We start from the raw sequence: 17,687 nt of genomic DNA, 5'->3' as shown, positions 1-17,687 counted from the left end.
GAGCGGGTCGGGGCGTGGGCCGGTCGTGGCGCGGGTCGGTGGGGGCGGGCGTCCTGGGGGCTGCGCCCCCAGGCCCCCATCGACCCAAGGGCCTCGTCCTCAAACGCCGGACGGGCTGGGAGTCCCCGAACCGACGCCGTTGACGGCACGCCCGTCTCCGGCCCGGCATTCGTCACCGCGCGCCCGTCGGGCAGGGCGTCTCCGGCCCCGTGCTCGTCACTGGGCGCCCGTCGTGCTGGTGGGTGACGGTTCTGCCTCCTTGACCCGGCGCCTGCGTCGCCGCTTCAGCAGGGCCCACGGGCCTGTCGGGCCCGTGGGCATCGCGGCCGCGACTTCGGTGCCCGCCTCCGACGCGGCTTCCGCCGCCGCACGCGCCACCGGTAGGAAACCCTCGCGGCGGGAGATGTCCGGGCGGTCCTCGTCGGCCGGCCACAGGCTCAGGGCCGCACAGACCGTCGGCAGCACCGCCATCGCGGCCGTCGCGTAGCCCTCCGCCGAGGGGTGGTAGTGGTCGGGGCCGAACAGCTCGCGCGGATTCGCCTCGAACTCCGGGCCCAGCAGGTCGCCCAGCGACACCGTGCGACCGCCCTGCTCCACCGCGCCGATCGTCTGCGCCGCCGCCAACTGACGCGAGGCCCGGCGGGCCAGCCACCGCAACGGCTGTTGCACCGGCTCGATCGTGCCCAGGTCGGGACAGGTGCCGACCACGACCTCGGCACCGGCCGTGCGCAGCCGCCGTACCGCCGAGGACAGATGGCGCACCGAACGCGTCGCCGGCATCCGGTGCGTCACGTCGTTCGCACCGATCATGATCACGCAGACGTCCGGGACCAGGTCGGGATCCGAGAGCGTCAGCGCCACCTGACGCTCCAGATCGTCCGAGGTGGCCCCGGGCAGAGCCACATTGCGGAGTTCGACCGGGCGCTCCGCCACCGCCGCCAGCCCGGACGCCAGCAGCGCGCCCGGTGTCTGGCCCGCCCGGTGCACCCCCTGGCCCGCGGCCGTGGAGTCGCCCAGCATCGTCAGGCGCAGCGGCGGATCACCGAGGGCGGCGTAGACATGGCCGTACCGGCCCTCGGCCTGCGGGACGTGCGGCGTCGTGCCGTTGCCCACCTGCCGTCTCGCCAGCCGCACCTCCGCCAGCAGCAGACCCATGGCCGCCGCGCCGACCAGGCCGATCCCGCCGCCGCCGTACGCCGCGCCGGCCGCGATCCGACGGGCCACCCTCGCCCTCGACATGCTCGTCATACGTTGCCGCCACCTCCGTCGTACCCGCTACACCCACTCCTTGCCCCGCACGGACCGTGGCCCAATCCCAACGGGGAGTGATCGGCCGTCATGGCGCCCGAACAGGCCATAGGCTGGCTGGACCACTAGGACCACTTCTTTTGCAAGCATCCGGAGACAACGGTGCAATTCCACGACTCGATGATCAGCCTCGTCGGCAACACCCCGCTGGTGAGGCTCAACAGCGTGACCAAGGGCATCAAGGCGACCGTCCTGGCCAAGGTCGAGTACTTCAACCCCGGCGGCTCCGTGAAGGACCGCATCGCCCTGCGCATGATCGAGGCGGCGGAGGAGAGCGGCGCACTGAAGCCCGGGGGCACCATCGTCGAGCCGACCAGCGGCAACACCGGGGTCGGGCTCGCCATCGTGGCGCAGCAGAAGGGGTACAAGTGCATCTTCGTGTGCCCCGACAAGGTCTCGACGGACAAGATCAACGTCCTGCGGGCCTACGGTGCCGAGGTCGTCGTCTGCCCGACCGCCGTGGACCCCGAGCACCCGGACTCCTACTACAACGTCTCCGACCGGCTGGTCCGCGAGACGCCCGGCGCGTGGAAGCCCGACCAGTACTCCAACCCCAACAACCCGCTCTCCCACTACCACTCCACCGGCCCGGAGCTGTGGGAGCAGACGGAGGGGAGGATCACCCACTTCGTGGCGGGCGTCGGCACCGGCGGCACCATCTCCGGCACCGGCCGGTACCTGAAGGACGCCAGCGACGGCAAGGTCCAGGTCGTCGGCGCCGACCCGGAGGGCTCGGTGTACTCCGGCGGCTCGGGACGGCCGTACCTCGTCGAGGGCGTCGGTGAGGACTTCTGGCCGACCGCCTACGACCGGACCGTCGCCGACGAGATCGTCGCGGTCTCCGACAAGGACTCCTTCCAGATGACCCGCCGCCTCGCCAAGGAGGAGGGCCTCCTGGTGGGCGGCTCCTGCGGCATGGCCGTCGTCGCGGCCCTGCGGGTCGCCGAGCGCCTCGACGAGAACGGCGTCGTCGTGGTCCTGCTCCCGGACAGCGGACGCGGGTACCTCTCGAAGATCTTCAACGACGAGTGGATGGCCGACTACGGCTTCCTGGAGGACGAGGGCCCCAGCGCCCGAGTCGCCGACGTCCTGAACGACAAGGTGCACGGAGCCATCCCCTCCCTCGTCCACATGCACCCCGACGAGACGGTCGGCGAGGCCATCGAGGTCCTGCGGGAGTACGGCGTCTCGCAGATGCCGATCGTCAAGCCGGGCGCCGGTCACCCGGACGTGATGGCCGCGGAGGTCGTCGGCTCGGTCGTCGAACGCGAGCTGCTCGACGCCCTGTTCGCCCAGCGGGCCTCGCTGGAGGACCCGCTGGAGAAGCACATGTCACCGCCGCTGCCCCAGGTCGGCTCCGGCGAGCCGGTCGGCGACCTGATGTCGGTCCTGGGCCGGGCGGACGCGGCCATCGTCCTCGTGGAGGGCAAGCCCACCGGCGTCATCAGCCGCCAGGACCTGCTGGCCTTCCTCGCCAAGGGCGGGAAGTAGCGGTGAACGTCCGGTGAACCCGGGGTGCCGGCGGCGGACTTGCGGTTTCCTACCGAATGGGTGGACTTCGCGGAACTGGTACGAGGGCGTCACGTCCGCGCAGCACACGCTTAACACGGGTTCGGCACAGTAGTGGGTGTCGGCAGGGCGGGAGCGGCTCCCCGCCCCGGCCGACGCCGAACGTCCAAGGACCTCCGGAGCGGCTCCCGGACCTCCATGGACGCCGGACGTGAGACCCGGCCTGACCCGGTCGACGTCCTTCGCGGGGACCGCCGTCGTCCCGCCCCCCGGTAACGGGGGTGCGGCGGTCCCCGCGCACATCTCTTTCCAGGCTCTTCCTAGGCGCCCGTACTGGCCCAACTGCCCAGCAGCGTCAGCCTCTCCGCGGTCTCCGAGCCCGGTTCCGGGGTATATGCCACGAGCGTCCGGTCCGGGGTCTCCGGCAGGACCAGGGATTCGTACGGCAGGGTCAGCAGGCCCGCCAGCGGGTGCCGGACCCGTTTGACGCCGTACATGCACGCCTTGACCTGGTGGTCGGCCCACAGTCGGCGGAAGTCCTCGCTCTTCAGGGAGAGTTCCCCGACGACCTCGCGCAGTCGCCGGTCCTCGGGGTGGGAGCCGGCGCCCAGCCGCAGGTGGGCGACGGTCTGCGCGGCGACCGCGGCCCAGTCCGGGTACAGGTCGTGGGTCCCGGGGTCGAGGAAGAGCTGAAGCGCGGTGTTGCGGTGGGCGGGGGCGATGCGGCTGAACCCGAGCACGGCGTCGGCCAGGGCGTTCCAGGCCAGGACGTCCATGGCGGGGCCGAGGACGAAGGCCGGGGTGCGCTCCATGCTGTCGAGCAGCAGCTGGATCCCGGGACGGACGCGGGGCGCGGAGCGCCTGCGCTCGGCCGTCTTGGGCGGCCGGGCCACGGCGTGCAGATAGGCGTGCTCAGTCTCGTCCAGACGCAGCACACGGGCGATGGCGTCCAGGACGGCGTCCGACACTCCCGCGGACTTCGTCCGGGAGGTGCTCCCGGGACCCCGGCCCTGTTCCAGCCGGATGTAGTAGTCCACGCTCACTCCGGCCAGCTGCGCCACCTCCTCGCGGCGCAGCCCGGGCACCCGGCGCCGGCCGTGCGAGGGCAGCCCCACTTCCTCCGGCTGGATGCGAGCGCGACGCGAGCGCAGGAAATCTCCGAGGTCCCCGTCCATGCGGTCGAGCATAGGGGAGCCGGGGCCGCGGAACCTGGTACTGCCAGACCCAGGAAAAACACATCCCTGGGTAGGGCCGCGAGACCGGCGCAGGGTGAGAACGAGGCCGGGGACAGCACCCCGGCGGACATCCCATCCGAGGAGCAACTCCATGTCGTACGAGAACCTTTCAGGGCGTACCGCGGTCGTCACCGGGGCCGCGAGCGGGATCGGTGAGGCGGTCGCCGTGCTGCTGGCCGCGCAGGGAGCCCGGGTCGCGCTGCTCGCGCGCCGCGGTGAGCGGCTGGACGCGGTGGCCGGGAAGATCCGGGCCGACGGCGGACAGGCGCTGGCGGTGGTCGCCGACGTCACCGACGACGCGTCCGTGGCGGCCGCCGTGGAGAGCGTCCACGCGGCCTACGGGAGCGTCGACCTGGTGGTGAACAACGCCGGGGTGATGCTGCCGAACCCGATCGCGGACGCCCGCGTCGACGAGTGGCAGCGGATGATCGACACCAATGTCACCGGTGTCCTGCGGATCATCGGCGCGTTCGCCGGCGACCTGTACGAGGCGGCCGAGCAGGGGCGCAGCGCGGACCTGGTCAACGTCTCCTCCATCGGCGCGCACATCACCGGCTTCACCAACTACGCCGTGTACGGGGCGACGAAGGCCGCCGTCACCCATCTCTCGGCGCTGCTGCGCAACGAGTTCGGGCCGCGGGGTGTGCGGGTGACCAACATCGAGCCGGGGCTGACGGAGACCGAACTGGCCACGCACATCGACAACGACGGGCTGCGGGAGCAGATCGGCGGGATGTTCGAGGCGATGGGCGCGCTGGCGGCCGCAGAGCTCGCCGACCTCGTCGCCTACGTCACCAGCCGGCCCCGGCACGTCAACCTGCGCCAGGTCATGGTGCTGCCGACCGCGCAGGTGTGAGCGCCGGGTCAGCCCTCCCAGTCGCTGTCCTGGGAGGTCGGCCCGGTGCGCCGGCCGCCGCGGAAGAGGTCGGGGTTGAGGCGCAGGGCCTGGAAGGCGTTGACGCCGACGATGCCGAGCCAGGTGACCAGCAGGCCGGGCAGGTGGGCGACGCCGGCGCCGATCCCGGAGAGCGGGATCGCCAGCACCAGGGAGACGATGCCGAAGCCGAAGCGTTCGCCGAAGGAGTCGGTGGGCCTGGGCGAGCGGGCGCTGCGGGCCGTCACCATCTGCTGCTCGGCGAGCTGCCGGCGCAGCCGTCGGTCCACGGCGCCGTCGATCCGCTGGTCGACCTTCTCCAGGAACGAGTCGACCAGCGCGGACTCGTACTCCTCGCCCAGTTCCCTGCGGGCCTGCAGGGTGGCGTCGAGTTCCTTCTTGAGTTCGGGGTCCCGCGCGTCCATTCCGGTCATGGAACCCACGGTAGGCAGCCGGAGGGCCCGCTGCACTGGGGTTAGCCCCCCTGTTGCGGCGGGGGCCCCTCCCAGGTCAGCCCGTGGTCAGTCCGTGCTGCTTCGCGTAGGCGTTCGCCACGTCCTCGGGGTCCTTCTTGTCGTTGTCCACCTGGCTGTTGAGCTGGGTGAGCTGGGCGGTGGTGAGGATGTTTCCGAGGCGGGCGAGGGCCTTGCGGACGGTGTCGTCGGCCTTGCGGTCGGCGATGAGAGGGACGATGTGCTGGCTGGGGATGAGGTTCTTGGGGTCGGTCAGCACCACCCAGTCGTTGGCGGCGATGTCGGTGTCGGTGGTGAAGAGGTTCGCCACGTCCACGTCGCCCTTCTTCAGGGCGCCCTTGACGAGCGGGCCGTCCGAGTCGAGGGACTTGAACTCCTTGAACTCGACGCCGTACACGTCCTTGAGGCCGACCGCGCCCACCCGGCGCTTCTTCACCTCGGGCGCTGCGCCGATGACCAGCTCGCCGTTCCGCTTGGCGAGGTCGGCGAGGGTGACGAGACCGTACTTCTTCGCGGTGGCGCGGGTGACGACGAAGCAGTCGGAGTCGGCCGCCTGGCCGTACGGGAGGACCTGGAGGCCGGTGGGCAGGGCCAGGGTGAGGGCGTTCTGCATGGTGCCGGGCTCGGCGGAGGCGTCCTTGGGGGCGAGGTAGTTGAGGAGGGCGCCCTGGTACTCGGGAAGGAGGTCGATGTCGCCCGCCTTGAGGGCGGGGATCACGATCTCGCGGGTGCCGAGGTTGGGGCGGACCTTCACCTTGACGCCGGCCTGCTGGAGCACGGCCGCGTACAGGTAGCCGAGGACCTGGTTCTCGGTGAAGTTGGCGGTGCCGATGGTGACTCCGCCCTTGCTGGAGCCGCTGCCGCCGGAGGTGGTGCCGCCGCCGTCGAGCGAGGTGATGCCGCTGGAGCAGGCGGAGAGGGCGGGGACGGTGACGGCTGCTCCGGCGAGGGCGCCGAGGAGGGTGCGACGGTTCATCGGAGGGGTCCTTAGGCAGTGCGGTGGCGGAAGAGGAAGCGCTGGAGGCCGGAGAGCAGCAGGTCGAGGGCGACGGCGATCACGGCGACCAGCACCGCCCCGCCGAGGACCTGCACGAGGTCGCGCTGGGCGAGGCCGTCGAAGACGTAGCGGCCCAGGCCCCCGAAGGAGACGTAGGCGGCGATGGTTGCGGTGGCGACGACCTGGATCAGTGCCAGGCGCAGGCCGGTCATGATCAGGGGGAGCGCGAGGGGCAGCTCGACCTGGAACAGGACCTGGTGGCCGCGCATGCCCTGGCCGCGGGCGGCGTCCTTGACATCGGGGTCGACGGCGGTCATGCCGGCGTAGGTGTTGGTGACGATCGCCGGGACCGCGAGGGCGACGAGGGCGACGTAGACCGGGAGCATGGACAGGCCGCCGGCGAGGAAGACCAGCACGACCAGGCCGACGGTGGGCAGGGCGCGGCCGAAGGACGCGAGGTTGATCGCGACGAAGGCGCCCTTGCCGGTGTGGCCGATCAGCAGGCCGAGGGGCAGGCCGATCGCGGCGGCGACGAGGGTCGCCAGGAGCGAGTACTGGAGGTGTTCGGCGAGCCGGTGGGCGATGCCGTCGGTGCCGGCCCACTGGGAGCCGCTGGTCAGCCAGGAGCCGAGGTTCTTGATGAGTTCGTACATGTCAGGCTCGCCTCCGCCGCCAGGGGGTCAGGACGTACTGGAGGGCCACCAGCAGGGCGTCCGCGACCACGGCGAGCAGGAGCGTGAGGACCACGCCCACGATCACCGGGGTCGGGAAGTCGCGCTGGAAGCCGTCGGTGAAGAGCTGGCCGAGGCCGCCGTCGCCGATGTAGGTGGCGACCGAGACGAGGGAGATCGACATGACGGTCGCGATCCGCACACCCGCCATGATCACGGGGAGCGCGAGGGGGAGTTCCACGGTGAGGAGGGTGCGCAGGGGCCGGGTGCCCATGGCCTTCGCCGCCTCCTTCGTCCTCGCGGGGACCGAGTCGAGGCCCTCGACGGTGTTCCGCAGCAGGACGACCAGGGTGTAGACGGTCAGGCCGATCACGGTCGTGGTCCTGGTCAGGCCGCTGACCGGCAGCAGGAGCACGAAGATCGCGATGGACGGGATCGTGAACAGGACGTTCGAGAGCCCGAGCAGGAATCCGCGCAGAGGGCGGATCCGGTGGGCGACCACGGCCAGGGGCAGGCTGATCAGCAGGCCGAGGAAAACGGCGCTGAGGGCCGCCTGGAGGTGGGAGACCGTGAGGGTGGTCAGGTCGTCGGTGTGGCCGGAGATCCACGACCAGTCGATGGTCATGCGGCCACCCGGGCTTCCGTGTGCGCCAGGCCCGCGTGCCGGTGGATGTCGTCGCGGGAGGTGACCCCGGTCAGGACGCCGTCGGCGTCGACGCGGGCGACCAGGCCGGTGGGGGAGGCCACCGACTCGTCGAGGGCGGCGAGCAGCGAGTCGCCGTCCCCGAGCGGCCGCAGGGGGATGTCGAGGGCTTCCGCGCCTTCCGCCGAGCGCCAGTGCGTCGGCTTTCCGGCTTCGTCGCGTACGAGGGTCCAGGCGCCGCCGTCCGGGGCCGGGCCCTGGGGGACCTCGGCGAGGGACTTCAGCGAGAGGAGCTTCAGGCCGCGCTCGGCGCCGAGGAAGTCGGCCACGAAGTCGTCGGCGGGGCGGGCGAGGAGTTCGGCGGGCGGGGCGCACTGGACGAGGTGGCCGCCGGTGCGGAAGATCGCGATGCGGTCGCCGAGCCGGACGGCCTCGTCGACGTCGTGCGTGACGAAGACGATGGTCTTGTTCAACTCCTTCTGGAGTCTGAGCAGTTCGTCCTGGAGCTGGGTGCGCACCACCGGGTCGACCGCGCCGAAGGGTTCGTCCATGAGCAGCACCGGCGGGTCGGCGGCGAGGGCGCGGGCGACGCCGACGCGCTGCTGCTGGCCGCCGGAGAGCTGGTGCGGGTACCGCTTGCCGGCCTCGGCGCTCAGGCCTACGGTCTCCAGCAGTTCCGCCGCCCGGGCCCGGGCCTTCTTGCGGCCGTGGCCGAGCAGCAGCGGGACGGTGGCGATGTTGTCCAGCACCGTGCGGTGCGGGAAGAGGCCCGACTGCTGGATGACGTAGCCGATGGAGCGGCGCAGTTCGGCCGCGTCCTGGTCGGTGACGTCCTTGCCGCCGACCTTGATGGTGCCGGAGGTCGGTTCGACCATCCGGTTGATCATCCTGAGGGTGGTCGTCTTGCCGCAACCGGAGGATCCGACGAGGACGGTCACGCCGCCTTCCGGCATGTCGAGGGTCAGGTCGTGCACGGCTGTCGTGCCGTTGGGGAAGCGCTTGTGGACCGCGTCGAACTGGATCATGAGATGTCCCTTGCCCGGCTGTATAACGTCATGCAGAGTTCTTGGTAGCTGAATAGGTTGTCAACGGTTCGGTGTTAATCCGAGGTAACTGATGACCGACAAGCAAGATCAAGTGTCCGCATTGAGGGGAGTTTGGGCTCTATGTCGTCTCGGATCGTGGACACGCCGGATCCCGTCGCCACCGGGCACACCGGTCTGGTGGTCCTCGACGGGATCGGACTCGGTGTCGCGGACGTCACCCGTCTCGCCGACGGAAGCGCGCGACCGGTGCCCGGGACCGAGGCGATGAAGCGCGTGACGGAGTCCTGGGACGCCGCCCGCCAGATCGCCGCGACCGGACGCGTCTACGGCCGCTCGACCGGAGTGGGCGCCAACCGGAACGAGGACGTACCCACCGACGCGGCCGCCGAGCACGGACTGCGGCTGCTGCGCAGCCACGCCGGCGCCATTGGTGAGGAACTCCCGGCCCGACAGGTCCGCGCGATGCTCGCGGTCCGCACCAACCAGCTCCTCGCGGGCGGGGCCGGGCTGCGGCCGACGGTGGTGACCGCCCTGTGCGAGGCGCTGGAGAACGGGGCGTACCCGGTCGTCAACGAGTTCGGTTCGGTCGGCACCGGGGACATCGCGGCGCTGGCCCAGGCGGGGCTGGCGCTCACCGGGGAACACCCGTGGCGGGGCGTCGTCGGCGCACCCCGGCCCCAGCCCCTCGACAACAACGACGCCCTCGCCTTCATCAGCAGCAACGCCCTCACCCTCGGACAGGCCGCCCTCGCCCTGCACGAACTGCGCGGCCTGATCGAGGCCACGCAGGTCGTCGGGGCGCTCTCCCTGCTGGCCGTGGACGGCTCGCACGAGGCGTACGCCGCCCCCGTGCACACCGCCCGCCCGCACCGTGGCTCCGCCGAAGTGGCCCGGCGGATGCGGAAACTGATCGGCGCCGAGGACCGGCCCACCCCACCGCTCGGCCGCATCCAGGACCCGTACGGCTTCCGGTGCCTGCCCCAGATCCACGGCCCCGCCCATGACGCCGCCGACGCCCTGGAGGAGGTCCTCGCGATCGAGATCAACGCGGCCGCCGAGAACCCCCTCATCTCCCCCGAGGACATGGCCGCCTACCACCACGGCGGCTTCTACCAGGCCCAACTCGCCCTCGCCCTGGACCACTTCAGGCTCGCCCTCACCCAGGTCGCGCGCCTGTCCACATCCCGGCTCTCCACGCTCAACGAGCCCGCCTTCACCCGCCTCAGGCCCTTCCTCGCCGACCCGGAGCCCGCCTCCTCCGGCGTGATGATCCTGGAGTACGCCGCCGGAGCCGCCCTCGGCGACCTGCGGGCCTTCTCCGCGCCCGCCTCCCTCGGGCACGCTGTACTCTCCCGAGGCGTCGAGGAACAGGCCAGCTTCGCCTCGCTCGCCGCCCGTCAGACACTGCGCGCGTGCGGCGCGTACCGTCTCGTCGTCGGCTGCGAACTCGTCGCCGCCGTACGGGCGCTGCGCCAGCGCGACCTGCGGCCCGACCCGGAACTGCCGGTGGGCCGCGCGCTGGAACTCGCCGAGGCGGTGCTGGAGGAGGACACGGCCGACCGGCCGCTCACGGGCGACGTGACGGCGGCGGCCGCACTGCTCGACCGGTTCACGGACATCTGGAGGGGGATCGAGGCATGAGCGACATGGGTGTGGCGGACACTCCCGCGGGACGGCTTCAGACACTGTTCGAGGGGCACCGGCTCACGCCGACCCAGCGGCGCATCGCGCACAGCATGGTGCGCAGGGCAGCCGACGTGCCGTTCCTGTCCAGCGTGGAGCTGGCCGAGCTCGCCGGGGTCAGCCAGCCCTCCGTCACCCGCTTCGCCGTCGCCCTCGGCTTCGACGGCTACCCCGCGCTGCGCAGGCACCTGCGCGAGGTCGCGCCGGCCGAGCAGACGGCGGACTCGGCCTCGTACAACGAGTACCAGCAGGCCGTCGAGGCCGAGATCGAGAACCTCAGGCATCTGGCGGAGGTCCTCGCCGACCCCCGCCCGGTGCAGAAGGCCGGCCGGCTGCTCGCGGCCTCCCGCCCCCTGCCGGTGCTCGGCCTGCGGGCCGCCGCCTCCCAGGCCTACGGCTTCGCGTACTTCGCCGCCAAGGTCCATCCGGACGTACGGCTGCTCCACGAGGGCGGCACGATGATCCACGACCGCATCGACGCCGCCGTCCGCGCGGGCGCCTCGGCCCTGCTGTGCTTCGCGCTGCCCCGGCATCCGCGCGAGGTCGTGGACACCCTCGCCTACGCCAAGGAGGCGGGGCTGACCGTCGTCACGGTCGCCGACTCCGCCTTCGCGCCGGTCGCCAAGGTCTCCGACCTCCTGCTGCCCGCCGCCGTCGGCACCGGGCTCGCCTTCGACACCGCCTGCGCGCCGATGCTCCTGGGCCGGGTGCTGCTGGAGGCGATGTGCGACGACCTGCCGGACGCGCAGGCCCGCCTCGAGGAGTTCGACGCGCGGGCGGCGGCACGAGGACTCTTCGTGGAGTAGCCGGCCTCCTCCCGGCGGCGTTTTTTCAGACTCGTCTCACGTTCGCCCACTAGCCTCCCCGCCCAGCAGGACTGTGCCGGGACGACAAGGAGGCAGGACGTGGCACGCGCAGATCGCAGGGCTCAGGGGCTGGCTCGGGTGGCCGTCGTCGTGCGCGCCGGGGCCGCACCCCTGTGGTGGCTCGGAGTGCTCGCGGCGGGCGTCGGGCTGCTGATTCCGGGGCTGACCGGCCGCCGGATCGGGGTGATGGCGGGCGCCGCGCTGTTCGTCGTCGCGGTGGCCGTGGTGTCGTACGGCCGCCGCAGGCGGTACACCACGCTGGGACGGGTCGCCGCCCGGGCCGGGAAGCACGACGTGCTCCAGGACCGCGCGGTCAGCGTGCGCAACTGGCGCCGCGGACACCGCTGGTGGCTGCTGTCGGCCTGGCTGGTCGCCCTGGGCTGCAACTTCGCCGTGCCCGTCGCGGGCGGCCTGCTGCTCGCCGGGTGCGGTACGGGCCTCGCGCTCAAGGCCGCCTGGCTCGGGCGGCGCGAGCGGGACGGGGACGCGCTCCTGTGGGTGCGGGTGGACTGGCTCGCCGCGAACGGCGGACGCCCGGCCGGCAAGGCGGTCAAGGCGTACCGCAGCACGGGAATCGCGGCGGGCGACGCGGCCCCTGGAGGCGCGCGCCGCCGCACCACGACACTCGTCTAGAACGGGTGGTTCCGGTGGAACGGGTGGAGCGGGTGGTCCGGGGTCACACCTCCAGGTCGTTCTCGATGGACCGCAGCTGGTGGCGGGCCATGGCGAGGTTGGACCGCTTGGCGTCCAGGACCAGGTAGAGGAAGAGGCCGTTGCCCCCGCGTCCACTGATCAGACGGATCAGGTGGTACTGGTCGGACAGGGTGATCAGGATGTCCTCGATCTGCCCCTTGAGCCCGAGGTGCTCCATCGTGCGCATCTTGGCGCGGACCACGTCGGTGTTGCCGGCGGCGGCCACGTTCAGGTCGAAGCCCTTGCTGCCGCCCATGGTGCCGAGCGCCATGCCGCTGGTGTAGTCGACGAGGGCGACGCCGGTCGCGCCCTCGATGGAGGCGAGGGCCTCCTTCAGTGCTGTTTCGGTGTTGGCCATGACTGTGTCTCCTCGGTTCTCTCAACTTTCGGTGGTGGTGCGGGCCGCCGTCGGTGCGGTGGCCGCGGCGCGGGTGTCCACGGGCTTGGCCCGGGACGTGCGGGCCGCTCTGGCGCGGGCCGGAGCGGGTTTCGCGGGCGCCTTCGCGATGGCTTGTGCGGGCTCGGTGGCCGCGCTGGCGACGAGCTCCCCGATTCGGGCCCCCGCCCGCCGGCCCTCCAGATGGAGGCGGCCGACGTTGACCCGGTCCTGCGCGAGCAGCGTGACGACGGCCCCGGCGCCCGCCGGGTACGTGGCGACGTAGCCGTACACGCCCCGTACGAGGAGTTCGCGCAGGTCTCCCTGGCCGGTCTCGTCGGCCAGCTGGACGGCGAGCGTCCGGGTGGCCCCGGTGAGCGCGGCCACCGTCTCCGGGTCGACGCCCGGGGTGTCCTGGGCCAGGACGAGACCGTCCGTGTCGGCCGCGAGAGCGCCGGTGAGTTGTGGCACCCGGGCTCTGAGCCGGCGCAGCTCCTCCAGGATCGCGTCCTGAGCTGCTGCCATCAGGTCTCTCCTCTCGGCGCGGGTCCGCTGCCGCTCAAAGGGCCTCCAGCGCATCCCTGAGCCTCTTCAGCAAGGTGACGTGGGGATCGACGGGCTCCAGGGGGGAACCCTCGCCCGGCGGTCCGGTCCGAGGGTCGGTGAGGGACACCGGCGGGCGGGGCGATACCACTCCGGCCGCCACCAGCCGCCGTACGTCCACCAGGGTGTGGAAGGCCGGGCGGCCCAGCTCGCGGGCGATCTCCGACGCCGTGCGGACACCGTCGACGCGGGCCAGCACGGCCTGTCGCCGGGCCGGGAGCAGCGGGGGCGCGGGGCGGTACTCACGGGTCAGCGGCACCTCGTCGGGCAGGGCGTCGGGCCAGATGTGGTGGAGCAGGTCCCGGCGGCGCAGGGTCTCCCGCTCCAGGTCCGCGACCGGGACGGGGTGCGGGACGCCGGGGGTGTGGCCGGGGCCGTCGGGCTCGTCTGCGGGCTCGACCGGTCCGTCCTCGGAGCCGTAGCGGAAGCGGCCCGGGGTGCTGCTCGGGGAGAGGGCGAAGTAGGCGGCGTCGTACAGCGCGGTCAGCCGGCACATCTCCAGGGCGCCCGGGGTGAGCAGCCCGCCCGCGACCAGCCGGCGGCCCGCCCGGTGCACGGCCTCGGCGCCGGTCAGGCGGCGCACCCCGGTACCGGCGCTCCCGGTGCTCGCGATGCTCTCGGCCAGGGCCTGCCGCCACACGTCGGCGTCCAGCGTGCCGTGCGCGGCGAGCAGGACGTCGGCGCCGGGAGCGGCCGGACTCTCGGCGTGCACCACCTTGCCGTCGGCGAGGTGCAGGGTGCCGCGCTCGCGCACCAGGACACCGGTGGCGCGCTCGGCGGCCAGCCGGGTCAGCATCGGCGAGACCCCGCCCCAGCCGCGGTCCAGGGCGGCCGCCTTGTCGCGCACCGGCAGCCGGGGCGGCGGGGTGGCGGGCGTGGTGCGGACCGTCGTCATCCGAGCTCCAGCCGTCCGGCCATCTCACCGAGCCGGATCCGGGCCAGCGCGAGGTTGCCCTCCGCGCGGGCCAGCCACAGGTGCAGGAACACGCTGCTGTCGAAGGACGTCGGCACGAACCTGAGGACGTGGTAGCTGTCCCGGTTGCTGAGGATGAGGTCCTCGACCGGAGGGTCCGGTTCGTCCCCGGCGTCCCCCTCCTCGGCGGCCTGGCTCTCGGAGGCGAAGGCGCGCTGCTCGGCGGCGAGCCGGGCGAGCTCGGCGGCCTCCGCGGCGGCCGCCTCCTGGTCGCCGCCGGGGGATTCCCCCACGGCGCCCAGGGCCAGCCCGCTCGTCCAGTCGACCAGCGCGGCCCCCCGCGCACCCGGCAGCCGCATGGCTTCCAGCAGGCACTCGTCGATTCCCTGCACCGTGGCTCCCCTCCCGCCTGGGGTTCGGCTGAGTGACGCCGAAACTACGCAACGTGTGCGCGAGGGGTGAGGGATCTGGCATTTTCCGGTGGAACATGCTCAGGGTGGCTAGAGTGGGTCAACTTGCCTTGTTCACGGGCACATTGATCACTCGATCCGTCGGTGCGTGTCAATGGCTCCCGGGCGCGTGCAGGGTGGTGAGCGCACCGACGTGCGCCCCTCCGGATTCGGCCACGATCGAGGCGATCGTCTGGGGATCCCGCACGGTCGCGAAGCGAACCCCTCCCGCCTGCGGGTCGGGGACGAAGCCGTAGATGCCCGGCCGGGCCAGCGAGTTGTACGCGTAGTGGTGCGCGAAGTAGTACGCGCCCGTGTCCAGCGCCGCCGCGTGGTCCCCCTGCTCCAGAAGCGGCAGCGCGCGCCCCTCGGCCAGCAGGTCGCCCGCGAAACAGGCCGGTCCGGCCACGTCCTGCACCACCTCGGGCCCGCTCTTGGGGCGCCCCTTGCCGTCGTACGCCGCGATCCTCAGCGGCCACGACCCCGGCACGTACACCGTCCGCGTCGCCACCTGCACACCCGCGTGCGTCACCGCGACCGGCCGCCCGCCCGCGCTCTTGGCGTACTCCACCCGCGCCACGATCGTGCCGTGCTTGGCCAGCAGCGACCGGCCGAACTCGGTGACCAGCCCGTACCGCCCGTCGAACAGCCCCGGCACCGCCTCCCTGAGCGCCCGCGCGTACTCCCGGTACGTCGGTGCCGTCACGTCCGAGGCGAAGTTCACCGGCAGCCCGCCGCCTATGTCGATCGTGTCGATCTGCGGCCGCCCGATGCTCCGGTTGATCTCCTCGGCCAGCGCGTACGTCTCCGCGACTCCCTGGATCATCAGGGAGAGCGGGATGCCCTGCGAGCCGGTGTGCGCGTGCAGCCGGTTCAGCCAGGGCCGGTCGAGGAAGGCCCGCACGACCCACTCGCGCGCCCCCTCGTCCCGCAGCGCCACCCCGAACTTCGAGGTGGCCGTGGCCGTGGAGGTCGAGCCGATGGAACCGCCGCCGATCTGCGGATTGACCCGGATCCCCAGCGGGGAGCGGCTGACGGCCGAACGCATCAGGGCGTCGATGCGGTCCAGCTCCTGCGGGTTGTCCGCGTTGACGGCGATCCCCAGCGCCAGCGCCTCCCTGAGCTCGGCCGGTGTCTTGGCGGGCGAGTCGAGCACGGTCAAGGCCGGTGGCAGCCCCGCGGCGCGCGCCAGCGCGAGTTCGCCCGGGCTCGCCACCTCCGCGCCGATGCCCTCCTCGCGCAGCAGCCTCAGCACCGGCACGAGCGGGGCGGCCTTCACCGCGAACGCGTGCAGCACCGGGGTACCCGGCGCGGTGACCTCGTCGAAGGCCGCGCGCAGCTCCGCCGCCGACTCCCGGATGCCGGTGACGTCGAGAAGCCCGACGACGGGGGAGTCCGGCCCCAGCAGACCCTGCTCCACGGCCGCCCGCACCGCCTCGTCCCGGCGGGCGGCCCGCCCTTCACCGGTGCTGTCGTACTCGTCCATCACGTCCCCGTCCTCCTTGCCACCCGCGCCTCGGATGTCCAGCGAAACATCCCTGCCCCACCGACGCTGACGCGAGAACGTATTGACTAGTTCTATTCAGAAAGCCAGGATGTGAATATCGGCAGCAACAACCGGCACGCGGCCATCCGCGGCACAGTCCCCAGGAGGCAGACCATGTCAGGACCCCGCCCCGTACGAGCGCCGCGCGGTACGGAACTGAGCGCCCTGGGATGGCAGCAGGAAGCCGCCCTGCGGATGCTGCAGAACAACCTGGACCCCGAGGTCGCCGAACACCCCGACAAGCTCGTCGTCTACGGCGGCACCGGCAAGGCCGCCCGCGACTGGCGCTCCTTCGACGCCATGGTCCGCACCCTGCGCACCCTCAAGCAGGACGAGACCATGCTGGTCCAGTCCGGCCGCCCGGTCGGCGTCATGCAGACCCACGAGTGGGCCCCGCGTGTCCTGATCGCCAACTCCAACCTCGTCGGCGACTGGGCCAACTGGGAGGAGTTCCGCCGCCTGGAGGCCCTCGGCCTGACCATGTACGGCCAGATGACCGCCGGTTCCTGGATCTACATCGGCACCCAGGGCATCCTCCAGGGCACCTACGAGACCTTCTCCGCCGTCGCCGCGAAGAAGTTCAACGGCACCCTCGCCGGCACGATCACCCTCACCGCCGGCCTCGGCGGCATGGGCGGCGCCCAGCCCCTCGCGGTCACCATGAACGACGGTGTGGCGATCTGTATCGACTGCGACCCGCGCGCCATCGAGCGCCGCATCGAGCACCGCTACCTGGACGTGAAGGCCGACAGCCTGGAGCACGCCCTCCAGCTCGCCGTCGAGGCCCGGGACGCCCGCCGCCCGCTCTCCATCGGCCTGCTGGGCAACGCCGCCGAGCTGCTGCCGCGCATGCTCGCCGAAGGCGCGCCCATCGACATCGTCACCGACCAGACCTCGGCGCACGACCCGCTGGCCTACCTGCCGACGGGCATCGCCTTCGAGGACATGGCCGACGCCGCCGCCAAGGACCCGGCGGGCTTCACCACCCGGGCCCGCGAGTCGATGGCCCGCCACGTCGAGGCCATGGTCGGCTTCATGGACGCCGGCGCCGAGGTCTTCGACTACGGCAACTCCATCCGCGGCGAGGCCCAGCTCGCCGGGTACGAGCGGGCGTTCGCCTTCCCCGGGTTCGTGCCCGCCTACATCCGGCCGCTGTTCTGCGAGGGCAAGGGCCCCTTCCGCTGGGCCGCGCTGTCCGGTGAGGCCTCCGACATCGCCAAGACCGACAAGGCGATCCTGGAGCTCTTCCCCGAGAACGAGTCCCTCGCCCGCTGGATCAAGATGGCCGGGGAACGGGTCCACTTCCAGGGCCTCCCCGCCCGGATCTGCTGGCTCGGCTACGGCGAGCGCGACAAGGCCGGCGAGCGCTTCAACGACATGGTGGCGAGCGGCGAGCTCGCGGCACCGCTGGCGATCGGGCGCGACCACCTCGACTGCGGCTCCGTCGCCTCCCCGTACCGCGAGACCGAGGCCATGCTCGACGGGTCCGACGCGATCGCGGACTGGCCGCTGCTGAACGCCATGGTCAACGTGGCCTCGGGCGCCTCCTGGGTGTCCCTGCACCACGGCGGCGGCGTCGGCATGGGGCGGTCCATCCACGCAGGCCAGGTCTCCGTGGCCGACGGCACCAAGCTGGCGGGCGAGAAGGTCCGGCGGGTGCTGACCAACGACCCCGGCATGGGCGTCATCCGGCACGTGGACGCCGGGTACGACATCGCGGAGTCCGTCGCCGACGAGCGGGGCGTGCGGGTCCCGATGCGCGAAGGTGACTCGGCGTGACGGATTGCGGGAACTCCTCGGCG

The 17,687-nt window shown here is 72.3% G+C and carries 18 protein-coding genes; 6 read left to right on the top strand and 12 right to left on the bottom strand.

Annotated features, from left to right (window positions below; all coding sequences use genetic code 11):
- Window positions 1-216: 216 nt before the first annotated feature.
- Window positions 217-1,248: an SGNH/GDSL hydrolase family protein gene (locus IOD14_RS39965; RefSeq protein WP_123989761.1), complete on the bottom strand. Its 1,032-nt coding sequence runs from the start codon at window positions 1,246-1,248 to the stop codon at window positions 217-219.
- 162 nt (window positions 1,249-1,410) lie between these two features.
- Here IOD14_RS39965 and IOD14_RS39960 point away from each other — a divergent pair, with 162 nt between their 5' ends.
- Window positions 1,411-2,799, top strand: coding sequence for a cystathionine beta-synthase (locus IOD14_RS39960; protein WP_123989760.1), 1,389 nt, complete (start codon window positions 1,411-1,413; stop codon window positions 2,797-2,799).
- A 338-nt stretch (window positions 2,800-3,137) separates the two neighbouring features.
- On the opposite strand, the gene IOD14_RS39955 is transcribed toward IOD14_RS39960, so the two are convergent.
- Entirely contained in the window at window positions 3,138-3,992 is an 855-nt protein-coding gene (locus IOD14_RS39955; protein WP_212672847.1) for a helix-turn-helix transcriptional regulator, read from the bottom strand.
- Between the two features lie 151 nt (window positions 3,993-4,143).
- Between IOD14_RS39955 and IOD14_RS39950 the strand changes: the two genes are divergently transcribed.
- On the top strand, window positions 4,144-4,908 hold the full coding sequence (locus IOD14_RS39950) for an SDR family oxidoreductase (protein WP_212672846.1): 765 nt from the start codon (window positions 4,144-4,146) through the stop codon (window positions 4,906-4,908).
- A gap of 8 nt (window positions 4,909-4,916) precedes the next feature.
- Here the strand turns inward: IOD14_RS39950 and IOD14_RS39945 are convergent, their stop codons facing one another.
- The 5 genes from IOD14_RS39945 to IOD14_RS39925 form a co-directional block, all read right to left on the bottom strand.
- On the bottom strand, window positions 4,917-5,360 hold the full coding sequence (locus IOD14_RS39945) for a hypothetical protein (RefSeq protein WP_123989757.1): 444 nt from the start codon (window positions 5,358-5,360) through the stop codon (window positions 4,917-4,919).
- A 76-nt stretch (window positions 5,361-5,436) separates the two neighbouring features.
- Window positions 5,437-6,375: an ABC transporter substrate-binding protein gene (locus IOD14_RS39940; RefSeq protein WP_212672845.1), complete on the bottom strand. Its 939-nt coding sequence runs from the start codon at window positions 6,373-6,375 to the stop codon at window positions 5,437-5,439.
- A gap of 11 nt (window positions 6,376-6,386) precedes the next feature.
- Window positions 6,387-7,049, bottom strand: coding sequence for an ABC transporter permease (locus IOD14_RS39935; RefSeq protein ID WP_123989755.1), 663 nt, complete (start codon window positions 7,047-7,049; stop codon window positions 6,387-6,389).
- 1 nt (window position 7,050) lies between these two features.
- Entirely contained in the window at window positions 7,051-7,692 is a 642-nt protein-coding gene (locus IOD14_RS39930) for an ABC transporter permease (protein ID WP_123989754.1), read from the bottom strand.
- The gene (locus tag IOD14_RS39925) at window positions 7,689-8,735 is read right to left on the bottom strand and encodes an ATP-binding cassette domain-containing protein (protein WP_123989753.1); all 1,047 of its coding nucleotides are present in this window, start codon (window positions 8,733-8,735) and stop codon (window positions 7,689-7,691) included. Before IOD14_RS39925 ends, IOD14_RS39930 begins: the two co-directional genes overlap by 4 nt.
- A gap of 141 nt (window positions 8,736-8,876) precedes the next feature.
- On the opposite strand from IOD14_RS39925, the gene IOD14_RS39920 reads away from it, so the two are divergent.
- From IOD14_RS39920 to IOD14_RS39910, 3 genes are all read left to right on the top strand, one after another.
- Entirely contained in the window at window positions 8,877-10,397 is a 1,521-nt protein-coding gene (locus tag IOD14_RS39920; protein ID WP_212672844.1) for an aromatic amino acid ammonia-lyase, read from the top strand.
- Entirely contained in the window at window positions 10,394-11,245 is an 852-nt protein-coding gene (locus IOD14_RS39915; protein WP_123989751.1) for a MurR/RpiR family transcriptional regulator, read from the top strand. The genes IOD14_RS39920 and IOD14_RS39915 overlap by 4 nt, the downstream gene beginning before the upstream one ends.
- A gap of 99 nt (window positions 11,246-11,344) precedes the next feature.
- Entirely contained in the window at window positions 11,345-11,938 is a 594-nt protein-coding gene (locus IOD14_RS39910; RefSeq protein WP_249126183.1) for a hypothetical protein, read from the top strand.
- A 43-nt stretch (window positions 11,939-11,981) separates the two neighbouring features.
- Here the strand turns inward: IOD14_RS39910 and IOD14_RS39905 are convergent, their stop codons facing one another.
- From IOD14_RS39905 to IOD14_RS39885, 5 genes are all read right to left on the bottom strand, one after another.
- Window positions 11,982-12,356, bottom strand: a complete 375-nt coding sequence (locus tag IOD14_RS39905) for a hypothetical protein (protein WP_123989750.1) — start codon at window positions 12,354-12,356, stop codon at window positions 11,982-11,984.
- A gap of 21 nt (window positions 12,357-12,377) precedes the next feature.
- Window positions 12,378-12,899: a roadblock/LC7 domain-containing protein gene (locus tag IOD14_RS39900; protein WP_123989749.1), complete on the bottom strand. Its 522-nt coding sequence runs from the start codon at window positions 12,897-12,899 to the stop codon at window positions 12,378-12,380.
- 34 nt (window positions 12,900-12,933) lie between these two features.
- Window positions 12,934-13,872: a hypothetical protein gene (locus IOD14_RS39895; RefSeq protein WP_212672843.1), complete on the bottom strand. Its 939-nt coding sequence runs from the start codon at window positions 13,870-13,872 to the stop codon at window positions 12,934-12,936.
- Entirely contained in the window at window positions 13,869-14,282 is a 414-nt protein-coding gene (locus IOD14_RS39890; RefSeq protein ID WP_212672842.1) for a hypothetical protein, read from the bottom strand. The genes IOD14_RS39895 and IOD14_RS39890 overlap by 4 nt, the downstream gene beginning before the upstream one ends.
- Window positions 14,283-14,451: 169 nt before the next feature.
- Window positions 14,452-15,825, bottom strand: a complete 1,374-nt coding sequence (locus IOD14_RS39885; RefSeq protein WP_123989747.1) for a diaminopimelate decarboxylase — start codon at window positions 15,823-15,825, stop codon at window positions 14,452-14,454.
- A gap of 174 nt (window positions 15,826-15,999) precedes the next feature.
- On the opposite strand from IOD14_RS39885, the gene hutU reads away from it, so the two are divergent.
- Window positions 16,000-17,664, top strand: coding sequence for a urocanate hydratase (gene hutU, locus IOD14_RS39880; protein ID WP_123989746.1), 1,665 nt, complete (start codon window positions 16,000-16,002; stop codon window positions 17,662-17,664).
- Window positions 17,665-17,687: the final 23 nt, after the last annotated feature.

Origin of the sequence: Streptomyces sp. A2-16, from assembly GCF_018128905.1 — a bacterium.
Classification (GTDB): Bacteria; Actinomycetota; Actinomycetes; order Streptomycetales; family Streptomycetaceae; genus Streptomyces.
This window is presented reverse-complemented; position numbering and strand designations above follow the sequence as displayed.